This window comes from Sandarakinorhabdus sp. DWP1-3-1, assembly GCF_049896705.1.
Taxonomy (GTDB): domain Bacteria; phylum Pseudomonadota; class Alphaproteobacteria; order Sphingomonadales; family Sphingomonadaceae; genus Sandarakinorhabdus.
This window is the reverse complement of the sequence record NZ_JAFCUV010000001.1, coordinates 433223-459437: the sequence shown is the minus strand read 5'-3', so window position 1 is coordinate 459437 and position 26215 is coordinate 433223. Positions and strand designations below refer to the sequence as shown.

Annotated in this window: 26 protein-coding genes; 11 read left to right on the top strand and 15 right to left on the bottom strand. The window is 66.1% G+C overall.

Annotated features, from left to right (window positions below; genetic code table 11):
* The first annotated feature begins 3 nt into the window (after positions 1-3).
* The 7 genes from ACP7AI_RS02175 (at position 4) to ACP7AI_RS02145 (ending at position 7438) form a co-directional block, all read left to right on the top strand.
* A complete protein-coding gene (locus tag ACP7AI_RS02175; protein WP_426163576.1) occupies positions 4-321 on the top strand; it encodes a 2Fe-2S iron-sulfur cluster-binding protein in 318 nt (105 codons plus the stop codon).
* Between the two features lie 107 nt (positions 322-428).
* A complete protein-coding gene (locus ACP7AI_RS02170; RefSeq protein WP_426163574.1) occupies positions 429-1799 on the top strand; it encodes an aromatic ring-hydroxylating dioxygenase subunit alpha in 1371 nt (456 codons plus the stop codon).
* The gene (locus ACP7AI_RS02165; RefSeq protein WP_426163572.1) at positions 1796-2344 is read left to right on the top strand and encodes a nuclear transport factor 2 family protein; all 549 of its coding nucleotides are present in this window, start codon (positions 1796-1798) and stop codon (positions 2342-2344) included. Before ACP7AI_RS02170 ends, ACP7AI_RS02165 begins: the two co-directional genes overlap by 4 nt.
* Positions 2341-2859 (top strand): nuclear transport factor 2 family protein, encoded by a 519-nt coding sequence (locus tag ACP7AI_RS02160; protein ID WP_426163570.1) that lies wholly within the window; start codon positions 2341-2343, stop codon positions 2857-2859. Before ACP7AI_RS02165 ends, ACP7AI_RS02160 begins: the two co-directional genes overlap by 4 nt.
* A 9-nt stretch (positions 2860-2868) precedes the next feature.
* Positions 2869-3417, top strand: coding sequence for a nuclear transport factor 2 family protein (locus tag ACP7AI_RS02155; protein WP_426163568.1), 549 nt, complete (start codon positions 2869-2871; stop codon positions 3415-3417).
* 12 nt (positions 3418-3429) lie between these two features.
* Complete coding sequence (locus ACP7AI_RS02150) at positions 3430-4788, top strand: aromatic ring-hydroxylating oxygenase subunit alpha (protein WP_426163565.1); 1359 nt, start codon at positions 3430-3432, stop codon at positions 4786-4788.
* 121 nt (positions 4789-4909) lie between these two features.
* Positions 4910-7438, top strand: a complete 2529-nt coding sequence (locus ACP7AI_RS02145) for a TonB-dependent receptor (RefSeq protein ID WP_426163563.1) — start codon at positions 4910-4912, stop codon at positions 7436-7438.
* A 278-nt stretch (positions 7439-7716) separates the two neighbouring features.
* Here ACP7AI_RS02145 and ACP7AI_RS02140 read toward each other — a convergent pair whose 3' ends face one another.
* The 11 genes from ACP7AI_RS02140 to ACP7AI_RS02090 all read right to left on the bottom strand — a co-directional run bounded on the left by ACP7AI_RS02140 (position 7717) and on the right by ACP7AI_RS02090 (position 18931).
* Positions 7717-9102 carry an MFS transporter gene (locus ACP7AI_RS02140; RefSeq protein WP_426163561.1) on the bottom strand — a complete coding sequence of 462 codons (1386 nt, stop codon included), beginning with the start codon at positions 9100-9102 and terminating at the stop codon, positions 7717-7719.
* Between the two features lie 42 nt (positions 9103-9144).
* Positions 9145-9900, bottom strand: coding sequence for an SDR family NAD(P)-dependent oxidoreductase (locus tag ACP7AI_RS02135; RefSeq protein ID WP_426163559.1), 756 nt, complete (start codon positions 9898-9900; stop codon positions 9145-9147).
* A gap of 35 nt (positions 9901-9935) precedes the next feature.
* A complete protein-coding gene (locus tag ACP7AI_RS02130; RefSeq protein WP_426163557.1) occupies positions 9936-10436 on the bottom strand; it encodes a VOC family protein in 501 nt (166 codons plus the stop codon).
* Positions 10437-10462: 26 nt separating this feature from the next.
* Positions 10463-11257 (bottom strand): SDR family NAD(P)-dependent oxidoreductase, encoded by a 795-nt coding sequence (locus ACP7AI_RS02125; RefSeq protein ID WP_426163555.1) that lies wholly within the window; start codon positions 11255-11257, stop codon positions 10463-10465.
* 39 nt (positions 11258-11296) lie between these two features.
* Positions 11297-12808 carry an AMP-binding protein gene (locus ACP7AI_RS02120; protein WP_426163553.1) on the bottom strand — a complete coding sequence of 504 codons (1512 nt, stop codon included), beginning with the start codon at positions 12806-12808 and terminating at the stop codon, positions 11297-11299.
* A complete protein-coding gene (locus tag ACP7AI_RS02115) occupies positions 12805-14163 on the bottom strand; it encodes an MFS transporter (protein ID WP_426163551.1) in 1359 nt (452 codons plus the stop codon). The genes ACP7AI_RS02120 and ACP7AI_RS02115 overlap by 4 nt, the downstream gene beginning before the upstream one ends.
* Positions 14164-14167: 4 nt before the next feature.
* Positions 14168-15046 carry an enoyl-CoA hydratase gene (locus ACP7AI_RS02110; RefSeq protein ID WP_426163549.1) on the bottom strand — a complete coding sequence of 293 codons (879 nt, stop codon included), beginning with the start codon at positions 15044-15046 and terminating at the stop codon, positions 14168-14170.
* A 44-nt stretch (positions 15047-15090) separates the two neighbouring features.
* Positions 15091-16512 (bottom strand): aromatic ring-hydroxylating oxygenase subunit alpha, encoded by a 1422-nt coding sequence (locus ACP7AI_RS02105; RefSeq protein ID WP_426163547.1) that lies wholly within the window; start codon positions 16510-16512, stop codon positions 15091-15093.
* A gap of 108 nt (positions 16513-16620) precedes the next feature.
* Positions 16621-17574, bottom strand: a complete 954-nt coding sequence (locus ACP7AI_RS02100) for an SDR family oxidoreductase (RefSeq protein ID WP_426163545.1) — start codon at positions 17572-17574, stop codon at positions 16621-16623.
* Between the two features lie 18 nt (positions 17575-17592).
* On the bottom strand, positions 17593-17910 hold the full coding sequence (locus ACP7AI_RS02095; RefSeq protein ID WP_426163543.1) for an NIPSNAP family protein: 318 nt from the start codon (positions 17908-17910) through the stop codon (positions 17593-17595).
* A gap of 13 nt (positions 17911-17923) precedes the next feature.
* The gene (locus ACP7AI_RS02090) at positions 17924-18931 is read right to left on the bottom strand and encodes an NADP-dependent oxidoreductase (protein WP_426163541.1); all 1008 of its coding nucleotides are present in this window, start codon (positions 18929-18931) and stop codon (positions 17924-17926) included.
* A 164-nt stretch (positions 18932-19095) separates the two neighbouring features.
* Between ACP7AI_RS02090 and ACP7AI_RS02085 the strand changes: the two genes are divergently transcribed.
* From ACP7AI_RS02085 to ACP7AI_RS02075, 3 genes are read left to right on the top strand one after another with little or no spacing between them, the layout of a single operon-like run.
* Positions 19096-19905: a sugar phosphate isomerase/epimerase family protein gene (locus tag ACP7AI_RS02085; RefSeq protein WP_426163539.1), complete on the top strand. Its 810-nt coding sequence runs from the start codon at positions 19096-19098 to the stop codon at positions 19903-19905.
* The gene (locus ACP7AI_RS02080) at positions 19902-21518 is read left to right on the top strand and encodes a GMC oxidoreductase (protein WP_426163537.1); all 1617 of its coding nucleotides are present in this window, start codon (positions 19902-19904) and stop codon (positions 21516-21518) included. The genes ACP7AI_RS02085 and ACP7AI_RS02080 overlap by 4 nt, the downstream gene beginning before the upstream one ends.
* Positions 21515-21925, top strand: coding sequence for a hypothetical protein (locus tag ACP7AI_RS02075; protein WP_426163535.1), 411 nt, complete (start codon positions 21515-21517; stop codon positions 21923-21925). The genes ACP7AI_RS02080 and ACP7AI_RS02075 overlap by 4 nt, the downstream gene beginning before the upstream one ends.
* A 138-nt stretch (positions 21926-22063) precedes the next feature.
* Here ACP7AI_RS02075 and ACP7AI_RS02070 read toward each other — a convergent pair whose 3' ends face one another.
* Positions 22064-22474, bottom strand: coding sequence for a nuclear transport factor 2 family protein (locus ACP7AI_RS02070; protein WP_426163533.1), 411 nt, complete (start codon positions 22472-22474; stop codon positions 22064-22066).
* Positions 22471-22824, bottom strand: coding sequence for a putative quinol monooxygenase (locus ACP7AI_RS02065; RefSeq protein WP_426163531.1), 354 nt, complete (start codon positions 22822-22824; stop codon positions 22471-22473). The genes ACP7AI_RS02070 and ACP7AI_RS02065 overlap by 4 nt, the downstream gene beginning before the upstream one ends.
* A gap of 120 nt (positions 22825-22944) precedes the next feature.
* Here ACP7AI_RS02065 and ACP7AI_RS02060 point away from each other — a divergent pair, with 120 nt between their 5' ends.
* The gene (locus ACP7AI_RS02060) at positions 22945-23658 is read left to right on the top strand and encodes an SDR family NAD(P)-dependent oxidoreductase (RefSeq protein WP_426163529.1); all 714 of its coding nucleotides are present in this window, start codon (positions 22945-22947) and stop codon (positions 23656-23658) included.
* Positions 23659-23721: 63 nt separating this feature from the next.
* On the opposite strand, the gene ACP7AI_RS02055 is transcribed toward ACP7AI_RS02060, so the two are convergent.
* Positions 23722-24945, bottom strand: coding sequence for an aromatic ring-hydroxylating oxygenase subunit alpha (locus ACP7AI_RS02055; protein ID WP_426163527.1), 1224 nt, complete (start codon positions 24943-24945; stop codon positions 23722-23724).
* The gene (locus ACP7AI_RS02050; RefSeq protein ID WP_426163525.1) at positions 24945-26159 is read right to left on the bottom strand and encodes an aromatic ring-hydroxylating oxygenase subunit alpha; all 1215 of its coding nucleotides are present in this window, start codon (positions 26157-26159) and stop codon (positions 24945-24947) included. Before ACP7AI_RS02050 ends, ACP7AI_RS02055 begins: the two co-directional genes overlap by 1 nt.
* Between the last annotated feature and the right edge of the window lie 56 nt (positions 26160-26215).

Below are 26215 nucleotides of genomic sequence, written 5' to 3'. Positions count from 1 at the left end.
TGCATGATCGAAGTCCATTTCGTCGAAGCCGACGGTCGCCGCCACCGTGTCCTGGCGCGGAGCAACATCACGCTGATGGAGCTTGCCGTGCGCCAGGGCATGCCCGGCATCCTGGCCGAATGCGGCGGATCGTGCGCTTGCGCCACCTGCCATGTCGTCATCGATCCCGACTGGACCGCCGCCATCGGCGGCCCCAACGACATGGAGGACATGATGCTCGACCTGGTCGACCGGCAGCCCGGCTCGCGGCTGTCGTGCCAGGTCAAGCTGCGCGACGCGATGACCGGGATGGTCGTTCATCTTCCAAACCCGAACGGTTAACGGCGCTTGTTCGCGGCGGGTTATCCCACCAGCGCTTTGGATAGGGCCCGCATCCAGAAATTGACACACTACGCAGAAAGTGAAAAAACCACTCCCAGAGGTGGTTCATGTCGACTTATGCGACTCTGCAACCCGGCGAGCATCGGTGCCCCGGCCCGAGCACGCGGGACATTATCCTGGCCGATGGCTGGGACGTTCCCGCCGCGCTGACCGCCGAAGCCTATGATTTCCTCGGGCAGGCCGACATCCCGTTCGATCGGTACGTCTCGCCGGCATTTTTCGAACAGGAAATGAAGCAGCTCTGGCCGCGGGTCTGGCAATGGGCCTGTCGCGAGGAACATCTGCCCGCCGTCGGCGACTACATCACCTACGACGTCGGCCGCTATTCGATCCTGATCACCCGCGTCTCGCCGACCGAGATCAAGGCCTATCACAACAGCTGCCTGCATCGCGGCACCCAGTTCAAGCCGTCGGACAGCAGCGGCAGCGCCCAGGAAATCCGCTGCCCCTTCCACGGCTGGAGCTGGCAGCTCGACGGCAGCCTGAAGAACATCCCCTGCCGCTGGGATTTCCCGCACGTGCAGGACGCCGAAACCCGGCTGCCCGAGGTCAAGGTCGCGCTCTGGGGCGGCTTCGTCTTCATCAACATGGATCCCGACGCACCGCCGCTCGCACAGCAATTGGGCGTCCTCCCCGATCATTTCAGCGGCCGCTGGGACCTGTCGAAGCGCCGGGTCAAGCTGCACCTGCAAAAGGAGCTGCCGACCAACTGGAAGGCCGCGACCGAGGCCTTTCTCGAGGCCTATCACGTCTATGAAACCCATTCGCAGGGCCTCGCCACCGCCGGCGACGCCAATGCCCAGTACGACATCTTCGACGATCATGTGACGCGCTTCGTCCACACCATCGGCTTTCCCAGCCCGCACTACACGACGCCGCAGACCCAGCAGGAAATCTTCGACAAGATGCGCGGCGGCGGCGGGGTGACGGTGCCGGAGGGCAAGACCGCTCGCTCGGTCGCCGCCGCCCTCGCCCGCGCCGACATCGGTGCCACCACCGGCGTCGACCTCGCCGAATATTCCGACAGCGAGATGCTCGATTCGATCGAATATCACCTGTTTCCGAACATGTGCCTGTTCCCCGGCGTCTCGCTGCCGATGATCTACCGCTTCCGGCCGATCGGCATGGACCCCGGCCGCACCATGTTCGACCTGATGTTCCTCGAACTGGTACCCGACGGCACCCCGATGGACTATGCGCCGGACCCCATCCCGGTCACCGTGGAGCAATCCTATGCTGATGCCCCGGGCATGAATGCCGGCCTCGGCGCGGTCTATGACCAGGACACCAACAACCTCGCCATGCAGTATCGCGGCTTCCAGGCCGCCTTCAAGCAGGGTGAAACGCTCGGCAACTACCAGGAGGCGCGCATCCGCCGCTTCCACACCACGCTCGACGACTATCTGGCCCGGCCGTGACCGCCCCCGTGAACGCCATGAATCCCGCGCAAACCAGCACCAAACTCGACGAAATGCTGTCGTGGCACGCCATCTACAACCTGCTTTGCGACTATATGCGCGGCCAGGATCGCCTCGATCCGGCCCTGCACCGCTCGGTTTTCCACGACGATGCGACCACCGACTATGGCAGTTTCACCGGCAATGCCGACGAATTCGTCGCCTTTGCGCAAGGCGTGCTGACCCCGCACCTGTCGAACCACCACATGATCGGCCAGGTCCGCATCGATTTCGAAGGCGATACGGCGTTCGGGGAGGTCTATTTCCAGGCCTTCCACCGCACGGTTTCCGACGCCGGCGAAGCCGATTTGTGGGTTTCCGGCCGCTATGTCGACCGCTACGAGCGCCGCGCCGGCCACTGGAAGATCGCCCATCGCAGCGAACTCGTGGACTTTACCCGCCTCGAACCCGCCGGCGACGATGCCTTGAAGGCCATGAACTTCCCCCTCGGCCAGCGCGCGCCGCACGATCTCAGCTGCCGCCGCGAAGAAATGCGCGTCCGATGACCGCCAATCTCCAGTGGATCGGCGACCGGATCGCCATCGCCGATGTCATGGCGCGCTATACCCGCGGCATCGATCGCTGCGATCTCGACGCGCTGTCCTCGGTCTGGTGGCCCGGCGCCACCGCCGATTATGGCGACGGCAGCGTCGATGCGCTCGACTGGTCGGCCGCCGCCGTCACTGCGCTCGCCGCGCTCAACCGCACCCAGCACTTCATCGGCAACCTGCTGGTCGATATCGACGGCGATACCGCCACCGCCGAATGCTATTGCCGCGCCTATCACGAGGCGCCCGGCCCCGACGGTGCCCCCGACGCGGCCACCGCCTTCGAGGTCGGCGGCCGCTATCTCGACCGGCTCGAGCGCCGCGACGACCAATGGCGCATCGTCCATCGCCGCTATGTCATGGACTGGAACAGCAACGCGCCATCCACTGCCAATTGGGACGACGGGCTCTACGCCCGCCTCACCCGGCGCGGCACCCGTCATCCCGCCGATCCACTCTATACCGGCAGCTGAGGACCCATCATGGCCACCCAATCCGCCATCGACGCACTGATCGACAAGCAGACGATCACCGAATTGATCTATCGCCTCGCCCGCAGCATCGATCGCTGCGACGCCGGCCTGCTCGGATCGCTGTTCCATCCCGACGCCACCGACGATCACGGCAGCTTCGTCGGTACCGCCGCCGACTTCATCCCCTGGGTGATGGGCGTGCTCGGCACCATGGAGCGCACCCAGCACGTCATCGGCAACATCCTCATCGACCTCGATGGCGACAGCGCCGCCAGCGAAACCTACTTCGTCGCCCATCATGTCATCGCCCGCGAGGGGGGCGAGGTGCTGATGCTCGCCGCGGGCCGCTATCTCGACCGCTTCGAACGCCGCGACGGCCAGTGGAAGTTCAGCCACCGCCACGCCGTCTATGACTGGAGCAGCACCGCCCCGGCCAGCGACATCTGGAACCGCGCCGACCCCGGCGTCACCATATTCGGGCAGCGTGGCACCGCCGACGCCTCCTATGCCAACCAACCCGCCCACCGGCCCGCGCCGGTCCTCCAGCACGCGCACTGATCGGATCAGACCATGGCCAGCACATTCGACGACGTTACCGCGGCAAACGACACCGCCCCCCAGGCGCGTGCCGACATGTCGAAGTTCCCCGACCCCAACTTCCGCAACACGCCGATCACCCCCGATCGCTATTTTTCCAAGGCCTTTGCCGACAAGGAATGGGAAAAAATCTGGACAAAGACCTGGCAGATCGGCGGCGTCATCGCCCAGGTCGCGAAAAAGGGCGACTATCTGACCGCCAACCTGGGCACGGAGACCATCGTCTGCGTCCGCGGCGACGACGGCAAGGTCCGCGCCTTCTACAATGTCTGCCAGCATCGCGGCATGCCGGTGGTCACGGGCGAACAGGGCAACGCCCCGCGCCTCGTCTGCCCCTATCACGGCTGGGCCTATGACCTGAAAGGCACGCTGAAATCCGTCCCCGACGAGCCCGATTTCGTCCAGGGCAGCCCCTGCGGCAAGCTCAACCTCGTCGAAATCCGCTGCGAAGTCTGGGCCGGCTTCGTCTGGTTCAACATGGATACCGAGTGCAAGCCGCTGCGCGAGTTCCTCGGGCCCATCGCCGACCAGATCGACACCTATCCGATGGACAAGATGGTCCGCACCCACTGGGTCACCATCGAGGCCGATTTCAACTGGAAGCTGATCCAGGACAATTTCAACGAGAGCTATCACGTCCCCTTCGTCCACCCGCAGACCAAGTACGTCATGGAATATTCGTACAATTTCTGCCAGTTCGACCTGTATCCCGAAGGTCACGCCCGCATGTTCATGCCCGGCGCCGGCCCCACCAAGATGCTGCGCGGCGGCGAAGACGAGACGCTGCGCATGATGGCCGAGGAGCTGAAGTTCTGGGGGCTCGACGCCGATGACTATCGCGGCGGCAAGACCGGCGAGATCCGCGCCGCCCTGCAGAAGGCCAAGCGCGAGAAAGGCGCCGAAAAAGGCTTCGATTTCTCCACCTATCACGACGACCAGCTCACCGATCACTGGCATTTCACCATCTTTCCGAACCTGTCGTTCAGCCTGAAGCCCGACGGCAATATCTGGCTGCGCGCCCGGCCGCACGAAACCGACCCCGAAAGATGCTATTTCGACATGTGGTACATGACGTTGTTCCCCGAAGGGACCGACCGCTACTACTCGCAGAGCATGGCCGAATGGGTCGATGTCTCGGTCCCGGCACCGCATGTCGTCGGCAAGGTCAACGAGGTTTCGATGGGTCCGGGCATCGACCAGGACGTGTCGATCTGGGGCGCCCAGCAACGCGGGCTCCACTCCCGCGGCTACAAACGCGACTATCTCGCCTGGCAGGAACGCCGGGTCCGCTATTTCCACGAGAATATCGAACGCTGGATCGCCGCCGACTGAGACCCCGGCGGCGCTGCGGCGCGCCGCCAGCCATTGAAGCGACCACAACCGGCGCCAAGCCGGAACGATGCCGCATGTCGCGGCAGCGCGGGAACACCCGCGTCACCAAGGGGAGACGACCATGCTTTTGCACGACGCGCGCCGGAAATATGCCGCCCTGGGCCTCATTGCATCATCCTGGTCGGCCATCGCCGCCGCCCAGACGCCCCCGCCCGCCCCGCCGGCCAACCCGTCCACTGTCGCCGGCACGACGGCGGCCGAGACCGGCCCCGCCGAGGGCATCGCCGAAATCGTCGTCACCGCCCGCCGCCGTGCCGAGCGCCTGCAGGACGTGCCGCTCGCGGTCAGCGCCTTCGACCAGCGCATCCTCGGCGAAAAGGCCGCGACCAACCTCATCGCGCTGTCGAATTCGGTGCCGAACATCCGCCTCGAACCCGTCGGGCTGTTCCTGTCGGCATCGGCCTTCGCCATCCGCGGCATCGGCCAGGCCGGCGTCGAGAGCCATGACGACCCCCGCGTCGCGCTCTATATCGACGGCGCCTATCAATCCCGTAACGCCGTCGGGCTCGGCGACATGTTCGATGTCGAACAGGTCGAGATCCTGCGCGGTCCGCAGGGCGCCCTCTATGGCCGCAACGCCTTTGCCGGCGCCATTTCCATCCGCTCGCGCCGCCCCGGCGACGACTTCAGCGCCAATGGCGAGATCACCGTCGGCAACTACGGCCGCCGCGACTTCAGCGCCGGGGTCGATATCCCGCTGCTGCCCGGCATCCTCGTGGCGCGCGTCACCGCCATGCACCGCGGGTTCAACGGCTTTTCCACCATCGGCAACCCGACGCCGTCGATCAGCATCACCGACCAGGCGGCGCTTGTCGGTCGCCAGCTCGATCCGGTCATCGGCCAGTCGATCGGCGGCGAAAGCAAGAACGCCTATCGCGGCATCCTGAAGTTCACCCCGACCGACACGGTCGAGGCGAATCTCATCGTCAGCCGCACCGAAGCCCGCAACGACGGTTCACCGACCATCAACCAGCGCCTGCCCAACAGCGTCTTCGGCGCGCTTGGCTTCCCCGGCCGCGACCCGTTCGGCGACCAGGGCCTGGGCATCGGCGGCGACGGCACCGACCCGTTCCTGACCGGTTCGAGCTATGGCAACCGCTATGACATCGACGACTGGGACGTGCTCGCCGACCTGACGGTGCAGGTGGGCGGTGGCACCTGGTTCACGGTCGTCGACTACAAGACCCAGGCATCGACCATCCTGACCGACACCGATGGCGAGCTGGTCGACCTGTTTTCGTCCGACCGGCTGGAAAAATACCACAGCCTGCAGGCGGAAACCCGCTACCAGCACGACTTCCTCGACGACCGGCTGCAGGTCACCGCCGGGCTGTTCTGGCTCAAGGACCAGTTCGACCTGTACCAGCGGCTGCAACTGGGCTTCGGCAACCCGGGCGATCCGACCGCGACGCCGCCGCTGGCGCCGGTGCCAGCATTCCATTTCCCCATCGATGGCCGCTCCGCCAACAACAATCTGCAGTTCGACGGCCAGCGGCGCCACACGATTTCGCCGTTCGCGCAGATCAACTACAAGCTGACCGATACGGTACGGCTTACTGCGGCCCTGCGCTATTCCTATGAGAAGAAGCGCGCCTACAACTTCCCGCTGCAACAGATCGTCGGCCCGCCGGGCAACGCCGGCATCGCCAAGGACTTCGATACCGTCAACGCCAGCGTCACCTTCCGCAACAGCTGCGGCGAAGCGACGACTTCATCGAAGAACTGGTCCCCCAGCCTCGGCATCGACTACAAGCCCAATGACGACATCATGGTCTATGCCCAGTGGCAGCGGGCCTTCAAATCGGGTGGGCTCAACGTCAACGCCCAGAGCTGCGCCACCTTCCAGACGCCCTACAACGACGAACAGGTCGACAATTTCGAGGTCGGATTCAAGGGCGAGCTGTTCGACAAGCGCCTGCGCCTCAACCTCACGGCATTCTGGGCGGAATACAAGGACCTCCAGCAGAGCGTCATCCGGGTCAATCCGTTCAACAGCGCCTCGGCGGAAACCTATACGTCGAACGCCGCCGGCGCCCGCATCCGCGGTGTCGAAGCCGAATTCACCCTGATTCCGGCCGACGGCTTCAACATTTACGGCAACGCCGGCTATCTCGATGCCAAGTACAAGGAGTTCTGCGCCGATCTCGACGGCCCCGGCGCCTTCGTGGGCACCCCGGTATCGTCATGCGGCGGCATCGCCCAGATCGTGTCGCCAGGCCTGGCGCTGATCGCCACCGACAATGCGAATCTGAGACTGACCCGCGCCCCCAAATTCAGCGGGCAGCTGGGCGCGCGCTATACCCATGTGATGGCCAGCGGCTCGCTGAACTTCGACACCAGCGTCAGCCACACCTCCACGGTGGAGACCCAGGTCCAGAACAACCCGTTCACCGACCGCAAGCCGCTGACCATGATCGACGCCTCGCTGACCTGGACCGACGCCACCGAGCGCTACAAGATCATCCTGTGGGGCCGCAACATCAACGACGATGTCGGCCGGCTCGCTGCGACCTATGTGGCGCCGCTGTTCATCTTTGCCTATCCGACCCAGCCGCGCACCTTCGGCGCCACGGTCAGCTTCAAATACTAAGGGCTTCCCCGGGGCTGGCCAACATATCCATCCCCGACTGCCATCCCGGCACCCGCCGGGATGGCCATTTTTTGTTTTTTGTGCGCGGATCGCGACCGGGAAGCACCTGCTGTCCCCCTACCCGTCATGCTGGCGAACGCATGCATCCACCCTGCCGCCATGATCCGGCTATCGGCATCCGGCGCACGGTTGGTGCAGCGGCAGCCCAAGCCGGCACGTTACACGGCAGTGGATGCCGGCATGCGCCAGCATGACGAAGCCCCCAGATGGAAGCGCCGCTATTCGGCCGCCGCCACAACCCGCCGGGCCCGCAGCCGCGTCACCGCCAGCACCAGCGCCAGTGCCAGCGCGCCGCCGAGCGCCGCAAAGGCCAGCCGGAAATCCCCCGCCGCCACGGTGCCGTCGGCGCGGTCGATCAGCATCATGCCGATCGACGCCCCCATCGCCGTGCCGAGCTGCTGGCAGACGAACAGCAACGCCGTGCCGACGCCCTGTTCGGCAGGCTGCAGCGCCCCCGTGGCGGCCCCCATGAGCGCGATGTAGGCGCTGACACTGGCCAGCCCGCAGATGACCAGGCCCGGCGCGACGCTGAGCCAATAGCCCTGCCCCGCCATCCCGGCGAGCACCATCAGCCCCGTCAGGTTGACCAGCGCCGCGCCGATGACGATCTCGCCGGTGCTGAACCGCCCCAGCAGCCGCGGCGCGACATTGCCGGCGATGATTACCGCCGCGGCATAGGGCATCGTCCCCAGCCCCGCCCGCGCCGGCGGCAGGCCGAGCGCGCGCTGCATATAGACCTGGATCAGCACCATCAGCCCGCCGACGCCGATCATGAACAACAGGCTGATCGCTGCCGCCGGCATGAAACCCGGCCGATGAGACAGCGCCGGCGGCATCAGCGGCGCCGGCACCCGGTGTTCGATCAACGCAAAGGCGCCGAACATCACCACCGCGCCGGCCATCAGCGCCAGCGTGCGCGGCGCCAGCAGCCCCAGCGCACCAAGCGACGAGATGCTCGTCACCAGCATGACGATGGCCAGCGTGATCGTCACCGCGCCGCCATAGTCGATCGCCTGGGGTGCCGGCCGGACGTGGCGCGGCAAATATCGCCACGTCAGCCACAGCGCCACGGCGATGAGTGGCAGGTTGATGAAGAACACCCCCCGCCAACCCAGCGCCGACACGATGCCACCCCCCAGCAGCAGCCCCAGGATCAGCGACACGCCCTGCGTCACGCCGAACACCCCCAGCGCCTTGTGCCGCAACGGCCCTTCCTCGATGAACGCCGGGATCAGCGCGAATGCCGCCGGGGAAATCAACGCCACCGCCGCGCCCTGCACGCCGCGCGCCGCCAGCAACCACCAGATATTCGGCGCCAGCCCCGCCACCGCCGATGCCGTGCCGAACACCGCCAGCCCCAGCCCCAGCGTGTTGCGGTGGCCGAAGCGATCGACCAGCCGCCCACCGACCAGCAACAGCCCCGCCACCGCCAGCGAACTGGCAACGATGACCCATGACAGCAGCGACGGCGCCACCCCCAGGTCGCGGCCGATCGATGGCAAGGCGATGCTGACGATCGAAAAATCGGTCGTCAGCACGACCTTGGATAGCGCCATCAGCGTGACGACCGGCACAAACGCCGGTCGCATGTCGGGCCTGGCCATCGTTCGGCCTCCTAAAGTGGCAGCCCGGAGGCCGCCGATACGCTAGAACTGCACGCGCTTGGTGTAACCGCCGTCGATGATCACATTGGTGCCGGTGGTGTACGACGACGCCGGGCTCGACAGGAACACGACCGTACGCGCCACTTCCTCGGCATTGCCGAAGCGGCCCATGGCCATCTGCTTCTCGGTGCCGGTGTAGAAATCGGGCATGGCCTCCTTGATCTTCGACCAGTTGCCGCCCGGGAACACGATCGGCCCCGGCGACACGACGTTGACGCGGATGCCCTTGGGCCCCCAGGCCTGGCTCAACTGCTTGCCATAGGTGATCAGCGCCGCCTTGAGCGCGTTGAACGCCGCCGGCTGGATGAACGTTTCCACTGCCGCGGTGCTCGACATCAGGATCACCGATGGCGCCGAGGACTTCTCCAGCCAGGGCTGCAGCGCCGTACAGCCATCGACGGCGCCGCGAATGTCATAGCGATAGGTCATGTCCCAGTCGCCGGTGCCGCCGGCGCCCGACGAGCTGACATTGTGGACGAAGATATCGACCCCACCGAGCGCCTCGGCGGTGCTCTCCAGCCAGGCCGTGTAACCGTCATTGGCCATGTCGAAGACATCGCCGATGACCTTGTGGCCATGCTTTTCCAGCGAGGCCTTCGTCTCCGCCACCTGCTCGGCGTTGCGCGAGAAGAACGCCACATCGGCGCCCTCCGCCGCGAACAGCTCCAGCGCGGCGCGGCCAAGGCCACGGCTGCCGCCGGTCACGATGACCTTCTTGCCCGTCAGTTGCAGATCCATGTCAGTCTCCCAAGGTGAATGTCGTTGCTTTGCGCTCAGTTGCGGCCGCGGATGGGGTCGCTGCCGTCCCAATCCTTGTGCGCCGAATGCATCATGGCAAAGCCGGCGCGCCCGGCCTCGCCGATCTGCAGATATTCGATGACCGTCCCCGGCCCGCCGCCGGTATCGACATAGATGACCGCGCCGGCACCACCGGGCAGCGTGCCCTCCTGGACAACGGTCGCCCCGGCAGCGGCGACGCGCACCCGGGCATCGGCAATGTCGTCGACGAGCACGCACATATGCTGCAGGCCTTCATGGCCCGCCGCCCGCCATTCGGTGTACATCGACGGCGCGTCGTTGTGCTGGCGGATGAGCTCGATCTGGATGTCGCCGAAGTAGCCGAGCGCCATCGAGAAATCGATCGGCGACGGTTGCCCCCGGAATTTCACACCGTCGAGCTGCACATGCGGGATCTCGAAGAACGGCCCCGCCCCCAGCCGCAGCCAATGCGCCAGCGCGGCGTCATAGTCCGCCGGGCAGTAGGACAGCTGCATCACAGGGCCCAAGGCAGCAAGGCTGCTCACTGCGCCGCCATCGCCGCCATCACCGAGGCGGTGATCTCGTGCTTCCAGGGGTTGCGGCGCAGCGTCAGGCCACCATTTACCTGCAGATTCTGCCCGGTCATGAAACACTGGTCCGACGACAGGAACACCGCCGCTGCCGCAATATCCTCCGACGTGCCGATCCGGCCGAGCGGATAGGCCGGCAGGAACGCCTCGTGCAGGCCCGGCGTCGCCATGCCCGCCGCGGTCATCGGCGTATCGGTCAGCCCCGGGGAGATCGAATTGGCGCGAATGCCGCGTTCCCCGAACTCGTTGGCGATGCAGCGCATGACATGATCGGTGCCCGCCTTGGTGCCCATATAGGCGGCGTGGTCGTTGAGCATGATCGTCGCCGTCGCCGAAGAGATCTGGATCAGCGAGCCGCCGTCCTTCATCGCCTCGATCATCGACTGGAAGAACAGGAACGGCCCCTTGAACTGAAGGTCGCTGATCTGCTGGATTTCCTCCGGAGTCGTCTCGAGGAACGGCTTCAACAGGCCCCAGCCGGTGGCATTGATGGCGATGTCGACCCCGCCCATCTGCTCGGTCGCATAGGCCGCCAGCGCATCGGTCTGCGCCTTGTCGGTAATATCGCAGGTCTTGGCGAAGGCCTTGCCGTGATGCGCCGCCACAAAGGCGTCGAGAAACTCCGCCTTGCGGCCCGACACGACCACGCGGGCGCCTTCGGCGACCAGGCGGTCGGCGATGACCTGGCCCATATTGTTGTTGCCGGCGGCTCCGATGACCACCGCGCGCTTGCCATCCAGTTGCATCTCACTCTCCCAAGCTGTTGTTCTTATCCGCCGCCATTCCTAGCCACCGATGGTGCGATCCGACGGCCAATAGGGCTTGCGCAGTTCGCGCTTGTTGACCTTGCCCATGGCGTTGCGGCCGATGTCGGCGACGATGTCGTACGACCGCGGCGTCTTGTAGCCGGCCATGCGTTCGCGGGCGTAGCGGGCAAGGGCTGCGGCATCGGGCGCGGCCCCGGGCCTGGCCACCACCAGCGCCTTTACCGCCTCGCCCATCTCCGTATCCGGCACGCCGATGACGGCGACATCCTCGATATCGGGATGGCCGATCAGCACCTGTTCGATCTCGGCCGGGTAGATGTTGACGCCACCCGACACGATCATGTCCGACACCCGGTCGGTGATGAAGACATAGCCGTCGGCATCGACATAGCCGACCTCGCCCAGGGTAAAGACCCCCGGCTCGATATGCGCCGCCGCGGTCTTTTCGGGGTCGTTGTGATATACGATGCCGCGGCCGGTGGGGTCGCGGAAATACAGTTGCCCGATCTCGCCGGGGCCGCGCCGGCTGCCGTCCTCGCCGATCACCACCATCTCGAAGGGCGGCACAGCCTTGCCGACCGAGCCCGGTTTCGCCAGCCATTCGACCGAATTGATCATGTTGGTGGTGCCCGCCTCGGTGGCGCCATAGGCCTCGGTCAGCACCGGCCCCCACCATTCGATCATCGCGCGCTTGGCCTTCATCGGGCAGGCGGCGCCGGTGTGGGACACAAGCTTCAGGCTCGACATGTCATAGCGGGCGCGAACCTCCGCCGGCAGCGCCAGCAGCCGCTGGAAATGCGTCGGCACCATGACCGATGTCGCGACTTTCCAGCGGTCGATGGCGACCAATATGGCCTCGGCATCGAATTTCGGAATGACCACCAGCGGCCGCCCGCCGGCGAGCTGGCGTACCGAACCCAGCGGCCCGGTATGGTACAGCGGCCCGACGAGGATCGCCGGCCCCGGCACGCCGGCCGCCACGGCACCCTGGAGCGCCTGCAGAAGGGCGCCCACGTCGGCGACGCGCGGGAACATGTTGGGCGGCGTCTCGGCGCCCTTGGGTCGGCCTGTGGTGCCGGAGGTATAGTGGAGGTGCGGCCGCGCCGGCATGTCGGTCGGCGGCGGCGCGGTGCTCGCCGTGGTCAGCCAGTCCTCCCAGGATTCGACCCCGGCGATGCCATCGCAGCGCCAGCCGATGACGCGTTTCAACCCGGCGATTTCGGCCGCTTTCACCCCGGTGGCGGCAGTTTCCGGCCCGACGAACAGGATGCCGGCGCCGCTGTCGGCGAGGATATAGGCCAGCTCCTCGGCGTTCAGGTGGAAGTTGACCGGCACGCTGGCGATGCCGGCGTGGAGGGCACAGAGATAGGCCAGCACCGTCTCGACGGCATTCTGTGCGAACACCGCCACCCGGGCCCCCGGCTGCGCCGCCAGCAGCGCGTTGGTGCCGCGCACGACAACCGAATCGAGATCGGGCCAGTCGAGTTGCTGGCGATCGTCCACCAGCGCAAAGGATTGTGTGTCGGTCATGTCCGGTGTTGCCAGCTTTCCGCCAGGGTCAGCGCGCTGCGGAAATGCGGCAGGCTGAGCCACACGCACAGCGCACCGATGGGATAATTGACCGCCGCCATCAGCGCGAGGGTCGCGCCGAGCGATTCCCCGCCAAAGACCTGGTCACTGACCAGACCGCCGAGCAACGGCCCCAGTGCGTAGCTGAGGAAGTTCACGACGACGAGGTAGAAGGCGATGATGCGCCCGCGCAGCTCGTTGGGCACGATGAACTGCAGCGCCGCGGTGCCCAGGCCCGTCGGCCAGCCCATGAAGAAGGTGGCGACCGCGAACAGCGCCATCGCCGGCCAATAGCCATCGACCAGCGGTGCCGCGATGCCGACCGGAATCAGCAGCAAGGACGCCGCCAGCACCAGTTGCAACGTCGCCTCGCGCCGCCCGGACCGCATCATCCGCGCCGACAACAGCCCCGCGACGACGCTGCCGGTGGTGCCGAACACCAGCGCAATCACGCCATAGGTGACGCCGACCTGTGCCCGCGTCGCGCCATGTTCGCGGATGAAGAACTCGACCAGCCAGTAGAATACCGCCCAGCCCTGCATCGCCAGCGCCGTATAGGCGATGAAATGCAGCGTCAGGAACCGGCGGCGCCCGGCGAAGAACCGCATCATGCCGCGAAAATCGATGGCCGGCGCATCAAGGGTGGCAGCGCCGCGCCGCATCGGCTCGCGGATCGTCGTCATCAGCAGCGCGAACAACACCCCCGGCAGCCCGACGATGATGAACATCGCCTGCCACGACCGCACCTCGCCGAGCAGCGGCAGCACGACGGCCGGCATCGCCTCCAGTTGCTGGACAACGCTGCCGCCGAGAATGTTGGCCAGCCCAACCCCGATGAAGGGCGCGGCCGAGAAGATGCCGAGCGCCAGCGGCAGCCGCGCCCGGTCGAACGTGTCCGACATCATCGAGACCGCGGCGGGTGTCAGCGTCGCCTCGCCGATGCCGACGCACATGCGGGCAAAGAACAGCTCGCTGTAGCGACCGGCCAGCCCGCAGGCGACCGTCGCCACGCTCCAGAACAGCACGCCACAGGCGATGATCCGCCGCCGCGAGCCCTTGTCGGCCAGATGCGCCATCGGCAACGTCAGCAGCGTGTAGAACAAGGTGAACGCCAGCCCGCCGAGCAGCCCCATCATCGTGTCGCTGACGCCCAGGTCGCGCTTCACCGGCCCGATCATGAGCGCCAGGATCTGCCGATCCACGATCGACAGGGTCGCAAGCGCGGTCAGGAAGCCGGCGACGTACCAGATATAGGCATTGCCACGGATGCCTGCGGCGGGGACGGCAACGCGCGGCAGGACGTCGCCACTGGCCACGCGCTCAGCCCGCGTCCGCGTTGGTGGCGGCCATCGCCTTGATGCTAACCCGCCCGCTGTCGACCAGGCTGTTCTGGGCATGGGCGAAATGGTGCATGTGGAATACCGCATCCATGGCGCTGCGCTTGCCGGCCAGATCCTCGACATGGTTGACCGCCTGCTTGGTCAGCGCCAGCGCCAGCCGCGGACGTTCGGCGATGCGCAGCGCCATGGCGCGCACCTCGGCCGCCAGCGCGTCGCGCGGCACCACCTGGTTGACCATGCCGAGGTCATAGGCCCGCTGCGCGGTCATGCGGTTGCCCAGCATCAGCATTTCCTTGGCGACGCGCGGCGGCAGTTCATAGGCATGGGCGAAATATTCGACCCCCGGGATCCCCATCATCACCACCGGATCCTGGAAAAAGGCGTCGTCGCTGGCGACGATCAGGTCGCACACCCAGGCCAGCATCAGCCCGCCGGCGATGCAGGCGCCCTGCACCATGGCGATCGTCGGCTTGGGCAGGTCACGCCAGCGCCGGCAGAGCCCGAGATAAATCTCCTGCTCGCGGGCGTAGTTATATTCGGCGCCGGGCTTGTTGGTATGGTCGTACCACAGGGTCCGGCGCTCCCCGCCGACATGATGGTCCTGTCCGGGCGTACCGATGTCGTGCCCGGCGGAAAAATTCTTGCCCGCACCTCCGAAGACGATGACCTTGATGGCATCATCGGCGGCGGCGCGGGACAGGGCGGCATCGATGGCATAGGTCATCTGGCCGTTCTGGGCATTGTGATAGCGCGGCCGGTTCATGGTGATCCACGCCACCGGCCCTTCGGCGCGATAATCGACGGGCACATCGGTCTCGTATTCGACCGGCGCAAGCTTGGGCGTGACCAGACTATCCATGGCGTCCTCGCATCGGGAAAAAGGTCGCCATCAGCGACGCCCGCTCAGGACGCCGCCGCCGCCATGCTGCGCGCCATGTAGCGATCGATCATCTGGTGCATCAGCCGGATGCGCATTTCGGCATAACGACCGAAGTTGAGCACGCCGATCTCCGATGCCTTCATACCGCTCTGCACATGCGGCAGGTTGGCCATGTCCTGCTCGAACACCGCGGCCAGGCCCACCGACATGCCGGCGTGCGGGCCCATTTCGAGGACGCTTTCCTCCAGGCCGATTTCAAACACCGGCGCCGGCTTTGGCCGCGCCCCGCCCTTGGGCACCCGCTTCAGCAGGTAGATGTCCATGATCGAAGTGTCGTGGTCGTTGCCGTTCGGCCGCCAGCGATAGAACAGCTTGGGCATGTAGCCGGCCCAAAAGCTCATGTTCGGGAAGACATTGTACAGCAGCGCATCGACCATCTCGGCATCCGATGCCGCCGAATAGTCATGGCCATCCTCGTCGCCGATCGTCTTGCGCGACATGTCGGCGACAAAGGCGCGGGCGCTGACACCGTCCGGTATCTGGATGTCGTCAGCCGGTCCCTCGACCGCAGCACGCGACCGCGAGCCGACGCCCATCATCGCCTGCATGATTTCCTGCTGGGTATATTCGCGGGTCACATAGGGGCTCGGCACCATCTGCGCCGTGAACTGCCGCGTCACATGATCCGACAGCACGTCATACTGGCTGTTCACATCGGCGAGATAGGGCAGCAGCTGCGGGTGGGTGGTCAGCGCATGATGGCTTTCCATGAAGGCCTCGGCCGCCGCCTTCCAGTTGCACGGCACCAGCTTCTGGATGTGGAAGTCGATGTAGCAATTCTCGAGGTCATAACGCTCGAAATGCTCCTGCAGCGGGTCGAGAACGCTGGCGAGCGGCGGCGCCGAACGGTCGAAATTGATGAAGACAAAACCGCCCCAAGTGTCGACCAGCGCCTCGGGCAGCGACACGTCCTTGCCCTCCCATTGCGGGAAATCCCAGGCGATCGGGTTGTCCTTGAAGCTGCCGTCGGTGTTCCAGGCGATGCCGTGATAGGGGCAGCGGAACTCGTTCTTGCAGCCCGGCAGCGTCGCCAGCTTGCGGGCACGGTGCAGGCAGCTGTTGTGAAAGGCGCGGATGCCGCCATCGGCCTGGCGGGTCACCAGCAGCGACTTGCCGGCGACTTCATAGATGGTCACGTCGCCGGGGTTTGGGATCTCCTCCTCGCGGCAAGCCATCTGCCAGATGTGCGGCCACAGGTGCTTTTCCTCGGCGCGCGCGAACGCCGGATCGATGTAACGATCGATCTTGACGGGCTCGGTGCCGATATCGGGTACCGGCCCCTCGCGCAGATGGTCGGGGACCGGCCGGGTGTCGCGCTCCAGTATCTCTTCATAGGTGTCGGCCGGGTGCCGGTCGGGACGGAAGGTCTTGACGGCGATGTTCATTCTCGGTCTCCGGGAGGGCGGCGCGACGCCTGTTCCCCTAAAAATAACACAATCTGCAATCTTGCCAAGGCTGCTCGGTTCGACCCGTCGCATCCACGGCCGGAATCGTCACCCTGCCGGCGGCCGCGGCGCGTTGCTGTTGCTCCAGTCCTGCCGTTTCGCCCAGGTCGCGACGGTTTCCAGCTCGATCGGAATCCGCTCCAGCATCGCGTCGGTATCGACCTCGAACGGCCGCGTCGGCGCCGTGTTGTTATACTCGTAAAAGGCACCGATCGACGTTTCGATCGCGGCGCGCTCGGCCGGCCCCATCTCGTCGCCATAGGCATAGGCGAGCCGCTTGCCGAATTCCGCCGGCGTGCAGGCGACATATTCGATGTCGCGGCCCAGCGCCCCCGACAGCGCCCTGGCGACATCGCCGGGCTGCAGCCGCTCCGGCCCACCGATGTTCATCCACGCGCCCTCCATGTCCGGCCGGTCGAGGGAATGGATCATGATGCGCGCCACATCGTCGAGGCTGATCCAGTTGGCCCATAGGTCAGGTCGGTGGGCGTAGATAAACTTGCCTTCGTTGACGATCGACGGACGCGCCCAATTGGTCAGCATATTGTCCATGAACAGCACCGAGCCAAAGACCGTACCGCCGACACCCGACCGCCACAGCTCGTTGATGCCGGCGGTGTTGCCGGCATAGGTGTGCGGGTCGCCCGGCCGATCGGGAATCCAGCTCGATGTGTTCCAGACGACGCGCTTGACGCCGGCGGCCTTCGCCGCGCGGCCGACGCTGCCGACCAGCACGGCGCGGTCCTGGCGGGCGCGCAGCGGGTGGGTGTGGAACACGGCATCGGCACCCTCGAAGGCGCGGACGAGCGAGGCCTCGTCGTACAGGTCCGCCGCCACGACCTCGACATTCTCGGGTGGCTCCTGGCCGTAGAAGGGGTCGGGGCTGCGCGACAGGGCGCGGACGTGGAAGCCCGCGGCGGCGGCCTGCCGAACCTGCGCTCCGCCCTGGCGGCCGCTGGCGCCGATGACGGCAATGGTTCTCGTCGGCGTGACTGTCGACATGGCAGGCTTTCCTTTCGACTAGCGTCCTTCCGGGACCCATGGGGCGCGGACGCCAAAGACCAGCGTTTCGCGCTCGATCGTCTCGGCCAGCACCTTGGCGATATCGTCGAAGCGCGGGTCGGCCCTGAGCGCCGCAACCCCCGTCATGTAATGGTTCATGTCATCGACCAGCCACAGGTCGATGGCCGTGTGCAGCCGGCCGCTGATCTGGGACACCGCCGTTACCAGCGTCCAGCCGGCCGCCTCCACGATGCTGACCAGGTCACACATCACCGCGTTGAAGCGGGTCATGTCGCCGGGCCTGAGCTCAAGGGTCGACTGGATATAGATGGCCATGGTCCTGCCCTTCTCAATCGCCGACGCGCAGCAACTGCTTGCCGGTGTTGGCGCCTTCGAACAGCCGCATCAGCGTGCGCGGCGCATTCTCCAGGCCGGCCTGGACATCCTCGCGCGATTGCAGTCGGCCGTCGGCCAGCCAGGATTTCAGCCGCTGGCGGGCGCGATCGTAATCGGCCTCGTAATCGTTGAGGATGAAGCCTTCCATCGTCGCGCGGCGGAAGACGAGGTTGAAGTAATTGGATGGGCCCACCGGCATGCCGCCAGTCTTCGACCGTGAGATGCCGCCGCAGATCACCACCCGCGCCTTCAGCGCCAGCTTGCCCAGCAGCGTGTCGAGCATTGTGCCGCCGACATTGTCCCACAGCACGTCGATACCCTCGGGTACCAGCTCGCGCAGCCGGTCACCCAGCGGCCCCTCCTTGTAGTCGATGGCCGCGTCGAAGCCGAGTTCCTCGGTCAGCATCCGGCACTTGTCGGGCCCGCCGGCGACGCCGATGACCCGGCAGCCGCCGATCTGGCCGATCTGGCCGACGACCGACCCGACCGCGCCGGCCGCGCCGGTGATGACCAGCGTGTCGCCGGGGAACGGCTTGCCCACCCGCTCCAGACCACAGAACGCCGTCAGCCCGGTGGTGCCGAGCACGCCAAGATGCGCCGAGAGCTGGCCGTCGTTCTCCAGCGTGCGCAGTTGCCCCGCCGGCAGCGTCGAAAAATCCTGCCAGCCGAGCGGACCAATGACGGTCGTACCCATGCCGAGGCCGCTGTCGCCCGGGTCGATGACCGTGCCGATGCCGCTGCCGCGCATGACGTCGCCGATCGACGTCGGCGCCACATAGCCGCCGATATTCTCCATCCAGCCCTTCAGCGCCGGATCAAAGCCGAGCAGGTCGACCTTGACGACGACTTCGCCCGGCCCCGGCGGCCGGGTCGGACCTTCGACGAGTGCAAAATCACTCTCGACGACGTCACGCCCGACGGGCCTGGCGGCGATGGTCCATTGGCGATTGCTGTTTCTCATGCGGGATTGGTGCCTCCCCGCGCCCAATTATGCAACCCTGTGCAATTAGGCTATTCCGTCAGGCTATCAAATCGACAAGGTGGCCCCGAAAACATGATCGGCCGATACCCCAAAGGGCGCTGCAGAGCCGCTGCGCTGTGCCGTTTAAAGGCAGGAGCAGCGACATGCCGCTGACCAATACCATCGCGCTGGCATCGGGCGTCCTGCCCGAGTTCAGCCCCCAAGTCACGGCCCGCGCCGCGATCGCTGCCGGTTACGATGCGGTCGGTTTGTGGGTGGATCCCGATGCATGGACACCGGCAACGACCACCGACGTCCGCGCCATCCTGGCTGATTCGCCACTACCTGTCCTCGATGTCGAGGTCGTCTGGCTGCAACCGGGGCCATTGGAGGAGCGGCACCTCGGCATCATCGACATCGGCCGCACCATCGGCGCGGCCAATGTTCTCGTCGTCAGTTCCGATCCCGACGACGCCGGCACCGCCGCCAAGTTCGCGGCCCTCTGCGCGCACGCCGGCAGCGATATCCGCATCGCACTCGAATTCGGCATCTTCACGGCCGTGAAGACCATCGGCCAGGCGAGCGCGATCCTGGCGCAGGTCGATCACCCGGCGGCGGCGCTGCTGGTCGACCCCATCCATCTGGCGCGATCGGGCGGCACCCCGGCGCATGTCGCCGCCTTGCCCCGCCACCTGCTCGCCTATGCGCAATTCTGCGACGCCGGCCCCCTGGACTATGATCTCGCCGACGCAAAGGCGGTGATCACCGAGGCGATCGATGGGCGACTGTTGCCCGGCGAAGGTATCTTGCCACTGGGTGCCTTGCTGTCGGCGCTGCCCACCGCCCTGCCGCTCAGCATTGAACTGCGATCGAAGGCGCTGCGCGACGGTTTCCCCGACCCCAACGAACGCGCCGCCGCGCTCGCCCGTGCCACCCGCGGCTTCCTCGCCCGCCAGACCGGAGCTGCCGCATGAGCCGCCAATCCTGCGACGTGCTGATCATTGGCGCCGGCGCCTCCGGGGCACTGGCCGCCCGCTATTTCGCCGCGGCCGGCATGTCGGTGACCTGCCTCGAACAGGGCGAATGGGTGCGGCCCGGTGACTATCCCGGCGCCAAGCCTGACTGGGAGCTGCAACGCCGCCAGCGCTGGCATTTCAGCCCGAATGTGCGCCAATGGGAGGCTGACTACCCTCTCGAGGTCAGCGACGCCGAAGTCTACCCGGTGATGTTCAACGGCGTCGGTGGCTCCACCATCCTGTGGGGCGCGCAATGGCACCGCATGAAGCCATCCGACTTTCGCGTCCGCACGCTGGACGGCGTCGCCGCCGACTGGCCGATCGATTACGACATGCTGGCACCGTTCTATGACCGCGTTGACCATGATGTCGGCGTGTCGGGACTCGCCGGCGACCCGGCCTATCCGGAACAGCCTGCCTACCCCTTGCCGCCGCTGCCCATCGGGGTTGCCGGTACCCGCATGGCCGTGGCAATGAACCAGCTCGGTTGGCACTGGTGGCCCGGCAGCAACGCCATCCCGTCCAAATCCTGGGGCAACCTCAACCCCTGCGCCCGGCTCGGCACCTGCGTCGGCGGCTGTTCGGAAGGCTCCAAGGCTTCGGTCGACCTCGTCTACTGGCCGGCGGCGCTGAAGGACGGCGCGATCCTCAAGACCGGTGCCCGGGTCAGCGAGGTGCTCGTCAACGACAATGGCCTCGCCACCGGTGCCCGCTATATCGACCGCGGCGGCGAAAGCCATGTCATCGACGCCGTCATCGTCGTGATGTGCGCCAATGGCGTCGGCACGGCGCGTCTGTTGCTGCAGTCGAAGTCCAAGCGCTTTCCCGACGGCCTCGCCAACCGCTCCGGCCTCGTCGGTCGTGGCCTGATGCTGCATCCACTGTCGGCGGTCATCGGCGTGTTTCCAGAAAGCGTCGAAGGCTGGCTCGGCCCCGCCGGCCACATGATCCAGAGCATGGAATTCTATGAAACCGACGCGTCGCGCGGGTTTGTCCGGGGCGGCAAATGGAGCCTGATGCCGACAGGCGGCCCGATGGGCGCCCACCCTGGCCTCGCCGGTGCGCCCTTCGAGACCGGCTGGGGCGCCGCGGCCCACGCCGCCGTCGCCGCAACGCTGGGTAAATCGGTACTGTGGTCGATCATCAACGAGGACCTACCCGACGACGCCAACCGTATCGAACTCGACGATACACTGACCGATTCCGACGGGCTGCCGGCGGTAAAAGTCACCTACACCATCGGCCGGAACACCCATGACCAGGCGGCCTTCCAGATCGCCCGCGCCACCGAAAGCATGCAGGCGGCGGGTGCGGTGATGACGATCCCGGTGCCGATCATCAAGGAAGCCGGCGGGCATCTGCTCGGCACGACGCGGATGGGCACCGACGCCGAAGCCTCGGTCGTTGACAGTCTCGGCCGCAGCCACGACGTGCCCAATCTCTACATCTTCGACGGCGGCACCTTCGTCACCTCGAGCGGGGTCAACCCGACCGCGACGATCCTCGCCAACGCGCTGCGCTGTACCGAGGCGGTGATCGCGGCGCGGCGCGACCAGCGGGTGGCGGCATGACCGACGCCGATATCGGCAAGGCATTCGCCGCCCTCGCCGCCCGACTTATCCCGGCGACCGACACCATGCCCGCGATCGGCGATGTCGCCGACCTGGAACAGGGGATGGCAACGGCACTGAACAGCCGTCCCGACCTGCGCGGCGACATCATGCGCGGGATCGGCGTCGTCCACCGCGATGGCGTCGATGCAGCAATCGTGTCGCTGCAAGCGGACGACCGCTCAGCCTGGGCGGCGCTGGGGCTGGCGGCGGCATCGATATACTACACGGCACCGCCGGTGCAGGCGATCCTCGGCTATCGGGGCCCGGAACGCCGAACTTACGATGCCGATGCAACACCTGAGTACGTCACCAACGGGATGCTCGATCTCGTCAAGCAGCGCGGGCCGATCTGGCGACGGGCGTGAGCCATCGAGCCCGTCACCCCGGCGTAGGCCGGGGCCCATAGACCACAAGCCCCGGCGCGCTCGGCACGCGTACGCCACGGCGACAGAGATCGTGGTTAATGGGCCCCGGCCTGCCGGGGTGACAGGAATGGGCGAGGCCTAAGGCTTCACCTGCAGCACCGTGTAGCTCCGCGTCACGAACCGCCACTGGCCGTCCCCGTCGCGCCGCAGCTTGTCGTCATAGCGTCCCGAGACAATCACCTGGCTACCATCCGGCCGCTTCAGCAGTTCGAGCATATAGCAGCGCGCGTCGGCGCGATCGCCGTCGACCGCCACCGCGCCATGGTTGACGTACATCGCCGCCGCATCGAGCCCGCCCATCAGCTTCAGCCAGAGTTCGCGAATGGCGGCGCGGCCGCTGGCGGCATTGTCCCCGACCTGCCATTCGGCGTCCTCCGCCCAGCATTCGGCCCAGTCGTCGGCATCGCGCCGGAACACGGCGTCGTTATAGCTTTCGATCCGCTCGCGGATGGCGATGCGGTCCTCGATCGGCCCGGAAAAGCCCTTCACGATGCGCCGCCGGTGAAGAAGTCGGCGCGTGGCGTGCCCTTGTCGTCATAGACCTGCTCCGACACATCGAAGCGATACTTCTTCACGCTCGACGTCCGCAGGCCGTATTTGCCGAGATGATCGCGCATGCCCCAATAGCTGCTGTCGTTGAAATGGCCCTCCAGCGCTGCCTGCGACTCCCATTCCTCGAAGACGTACACCCGGCCCGGGATCAGCGGGTCGAGCGTCCAGGCGTAATAGCGGCAACCGGGTTCGCGCAACGACGCCTCGATGAACTCTTTGCCCTCGACGATGGCGCGCTCCGCCTTGTCGGGTTCGAAATCCAGCGTGCCCGCAATGATGATCGTCACCAGATGTCTCCCAAAGCTTGGCGCGAGGCTAGCTGAGCACGCAGCAATCTAAATCTATCATTCGTGCTAGATTGCCGCGGACTGCCTGTCGCCGCACAACCGCCGAAAGGAGCATCCACCATGAATGATCGGCTGAAGGGTCGCCGCGCCGTCATCACCGGCGCCGGATCGGGCATTGGGCTGGCCACGGCGGCACGGCTGCGCGCCGATGGCGCCACGGTTTGGGCCGTCGATCGCGCCGGCGATGTCGACCAGCAGATCGACGTCACGGCGCCGGGTGCATCGGAGGCGATCATCGCCGGGGCGCGTGCCGGCCTCGGCGGCGTCGATACGGTGCTGCCCTTTGCCGGCATCGTCCGGTCAACGCCCCTGACGCTCGACGACGACGCCGACTGGGATGCGACCATTGCCGTCAACCTGACAGCCGTCTGGCGGCTGGTGCGCGCCGCCCGAACCGACCTGGAGGCTGTACCCAACGGCCGCGTCGTGCTGATCGCGTCGGTCATGGCCAGCTTCGGCAGCCCGGAACTCGCCGCCTATGTCGCCTCCAAGCACGGCGTCATCGGGCTGGCGCGCTCGCTGGCCGCCGCGCTCGGCCCCTTCGGCACGACGGTCAACTGCATCCAGCCCGGCGCCATCGAAACCCCGATGACCGAGGCGCTGTTCGCCCCAGGGCAGCCCGGCGGTGCCTTCTGGCGCGAGAAATCCGCGTTGAAACGATTGGGAAAAGCCGCCGACATCGCCGATGTGGCGGCGTTCCTGTGTTCCGACGACGCCCGCTTCATGAGCGGCCATGGCATCTTCGTCGATGGAGCGTCGACGAATACGCCCTGAGACAGCCGCCTAGGCCGCAGCCCGCGCCGCCAGCTCGTCGAGCCGCGGGTCGTTAGGCATGATTCAGTCGGCGCCGATCACCGGCGCCACGCGCAACTCCGGCGGGATCCGCTCGGGCCCGATCAGCGCGTCGGCGGCCTGGTGCCAATGGTAGATGCGCGCCTCCTGGTAACTCAACGGCACGCCCTGGAAACCCCAGGATTCCTGCGATTTCTGGATCCAGCGGCCGAATTCGGTATCCTCGCGCAGCACGGAATTCAGGTAAGTGATCGTATCTGCCCAATAGGCCGGGCGTGGCCCCTCGCCCCAGTCCGGCCCGAACCACCAGACTTCCAGCTTCGACTTGTCGATGCCGTTCGGCCAGAAATTGAGGATGAAATAGCCGCTCGGGCCCAATGGCGACACCCAGTTCGGAAACAGGTTATACGACTGGGTGCATGTTCGACCGATCTCGCCTACGCCGGCAATCTCCGGACGGGCCGTGCCGGCGACCGCAGCGGCGCGATAGTCCGACGCCGGCGCCTTGTCGGCCCAGCCCGGCGCGACCATCCGGCCATGGCCGTGCCGGTAAAAGCTGTTGACGTTGCGGCGGTGATCGAGCCCCACCGCGACCGTCGTCGGGTGGATGTTGGGGACGTGATAGACCTCCATGTTGGCTTCCATGGCGATCTTCCAGTTGCAGTCGAGGTCCCAGACATAATGGTCGACCAGCCGGGTCGCATCGAAGCGGAACTCGGCGAATTCGTCGGCGATCACCCCCAGCCATTCCGCCAGCGACGGCGCCGCATCGTCGAAGTTGACGAAGAGCAGCTTGCCATGCCGCTCGCAACGGACGCGGCGCAGCGACCGACAGGAGAAGTCGAGATCGGCGAAATCGGCAGCGTCGCGAATCGATTGCAGCCGGCCTTCGTCATCATAGACCCAGCCATGATATTTGCAGGTGAAGCGCGCCCTTCGGCCACTCTCCTCGGTGACCACCGGGGCGCCGCGATGGCTGCAGGTGTTGTAGAAGGCGTTGATCTCGCCCGTCCGGGCATGGACCAGGAAGATCGGCTGCCCTGCCATCTCCCACAGCTTGAAGCTGCCCGGCCGCGGCAGCTCGTCGAGATGCCCCGCCAGCAGCCAGCTTCGCCGCCACAGTTGTTCCTTTTCCAGCGCAGCAAAGCGCGGATCGGTGTAGCGTCCGCCCGGCAGGTCGGGCAGGCTGGGAAAATCCCGCGGCGGGGCCGTCCGCGCCGCCTCATAATCCATCAGTCGCCGCAAGTTGGCGACCGTGGTCGCATCCATCACTCGGCAGCCTCGGCCTGCGGCAGGCCGAACATGCGACCCAGTTGCTGGTCATCGGCGGCAATGATGCGGTCGACCCAGCCATGGAACGCCTGGGCGCCGCCCTCGTTGCGCCCGAACAGGACATGATCCATCATTCCGGCATCGAGCGCGCGCTGCTGGCGCAGGCCGGTGGCATAATCCTCGTCGCGCACCACGGTCTCGAGCATGTCGAACTGGGCATGGGCGCCCTTGATGGTCTCCTCGTCGGACGGCGCCTTTTCCATCAGGTAGATCTGCCGCGTCCAGGATTCGCCGACCACGTCGCCGGGCAACAGCTGGGAAATCATCACCCCGCGGCCGCCGCCGTTGAAGCTGGCGATCGAAATACACGGAAAGATTGTCCAGACGCCGGTCAGCACCTGGTCGTCACGCCATTCCGACTCGTTCGTGTCGCCGAGCGCCCGCGCCGTCCGGTCGGGTGCCACGACCCGCTGGTGCGGTCCCCAGGCGTGGAAATTCGCGCGGTTGCCCAGTTCCATCATCTTCGCCAGCGTGTTCTTGTGCAGCACCGGCAAGTGGTAGAAATCGAGATAGCCATCATAGGCGATTTTCCAGTTCGGCCCGCGCAGCCGCCGGCTGGAAAACAGGTACCAATCCTTGAAATTGAACAGGTCGAGCAGCGCGTCATAGCCCGACAGGAATGTATCGATGTCGATCGGCGAATGGGGATCGACACTGCCGAAAATGAGCCCGGCACGCTCGGCGACCGGCAGCGCCGTCAGGCCATAGCAGGATTTGTCGATCGCGCCGAAATCATCGGCCGAGGCCACCGCCAGCAGCGCGCCGTTCTGGCCGAATGTCCAGCCATGATAGGGGCAGGTGAAGCGCCGGGCATTACCGGTATCATCCGTCGCGACATTGGTGCCGCGGTGGGTGCAGCTGTTGATGAACGACCGCACGACACCGTCCTGGCCACGGGTCAGCAGAACCGGGATGCCGGCCACGTCCAATGTCTTGAAATCACCGGAGTTGGGCAGCTCCGCCGTGGGCGCCAGCATCAGCGGCAGCCGCTTGAAGATACCGTCGACCTCCTGCTTGAACCGCGCCGGGTCGGTATAGTTGCTGGCCGGAACCTTCAGCACCTCGTCGGCAAGGTCCATCGTGTTGTTTGCGGCATGGGCGATGCTGTGCCGGATGACGGCCGCGATTTCGGGGTTCGACATGGCTGACATGGGGGGTCTCCGCGGCCCAAATTTGATCACCTGTGTATTCTTGGCACTGGCAACCG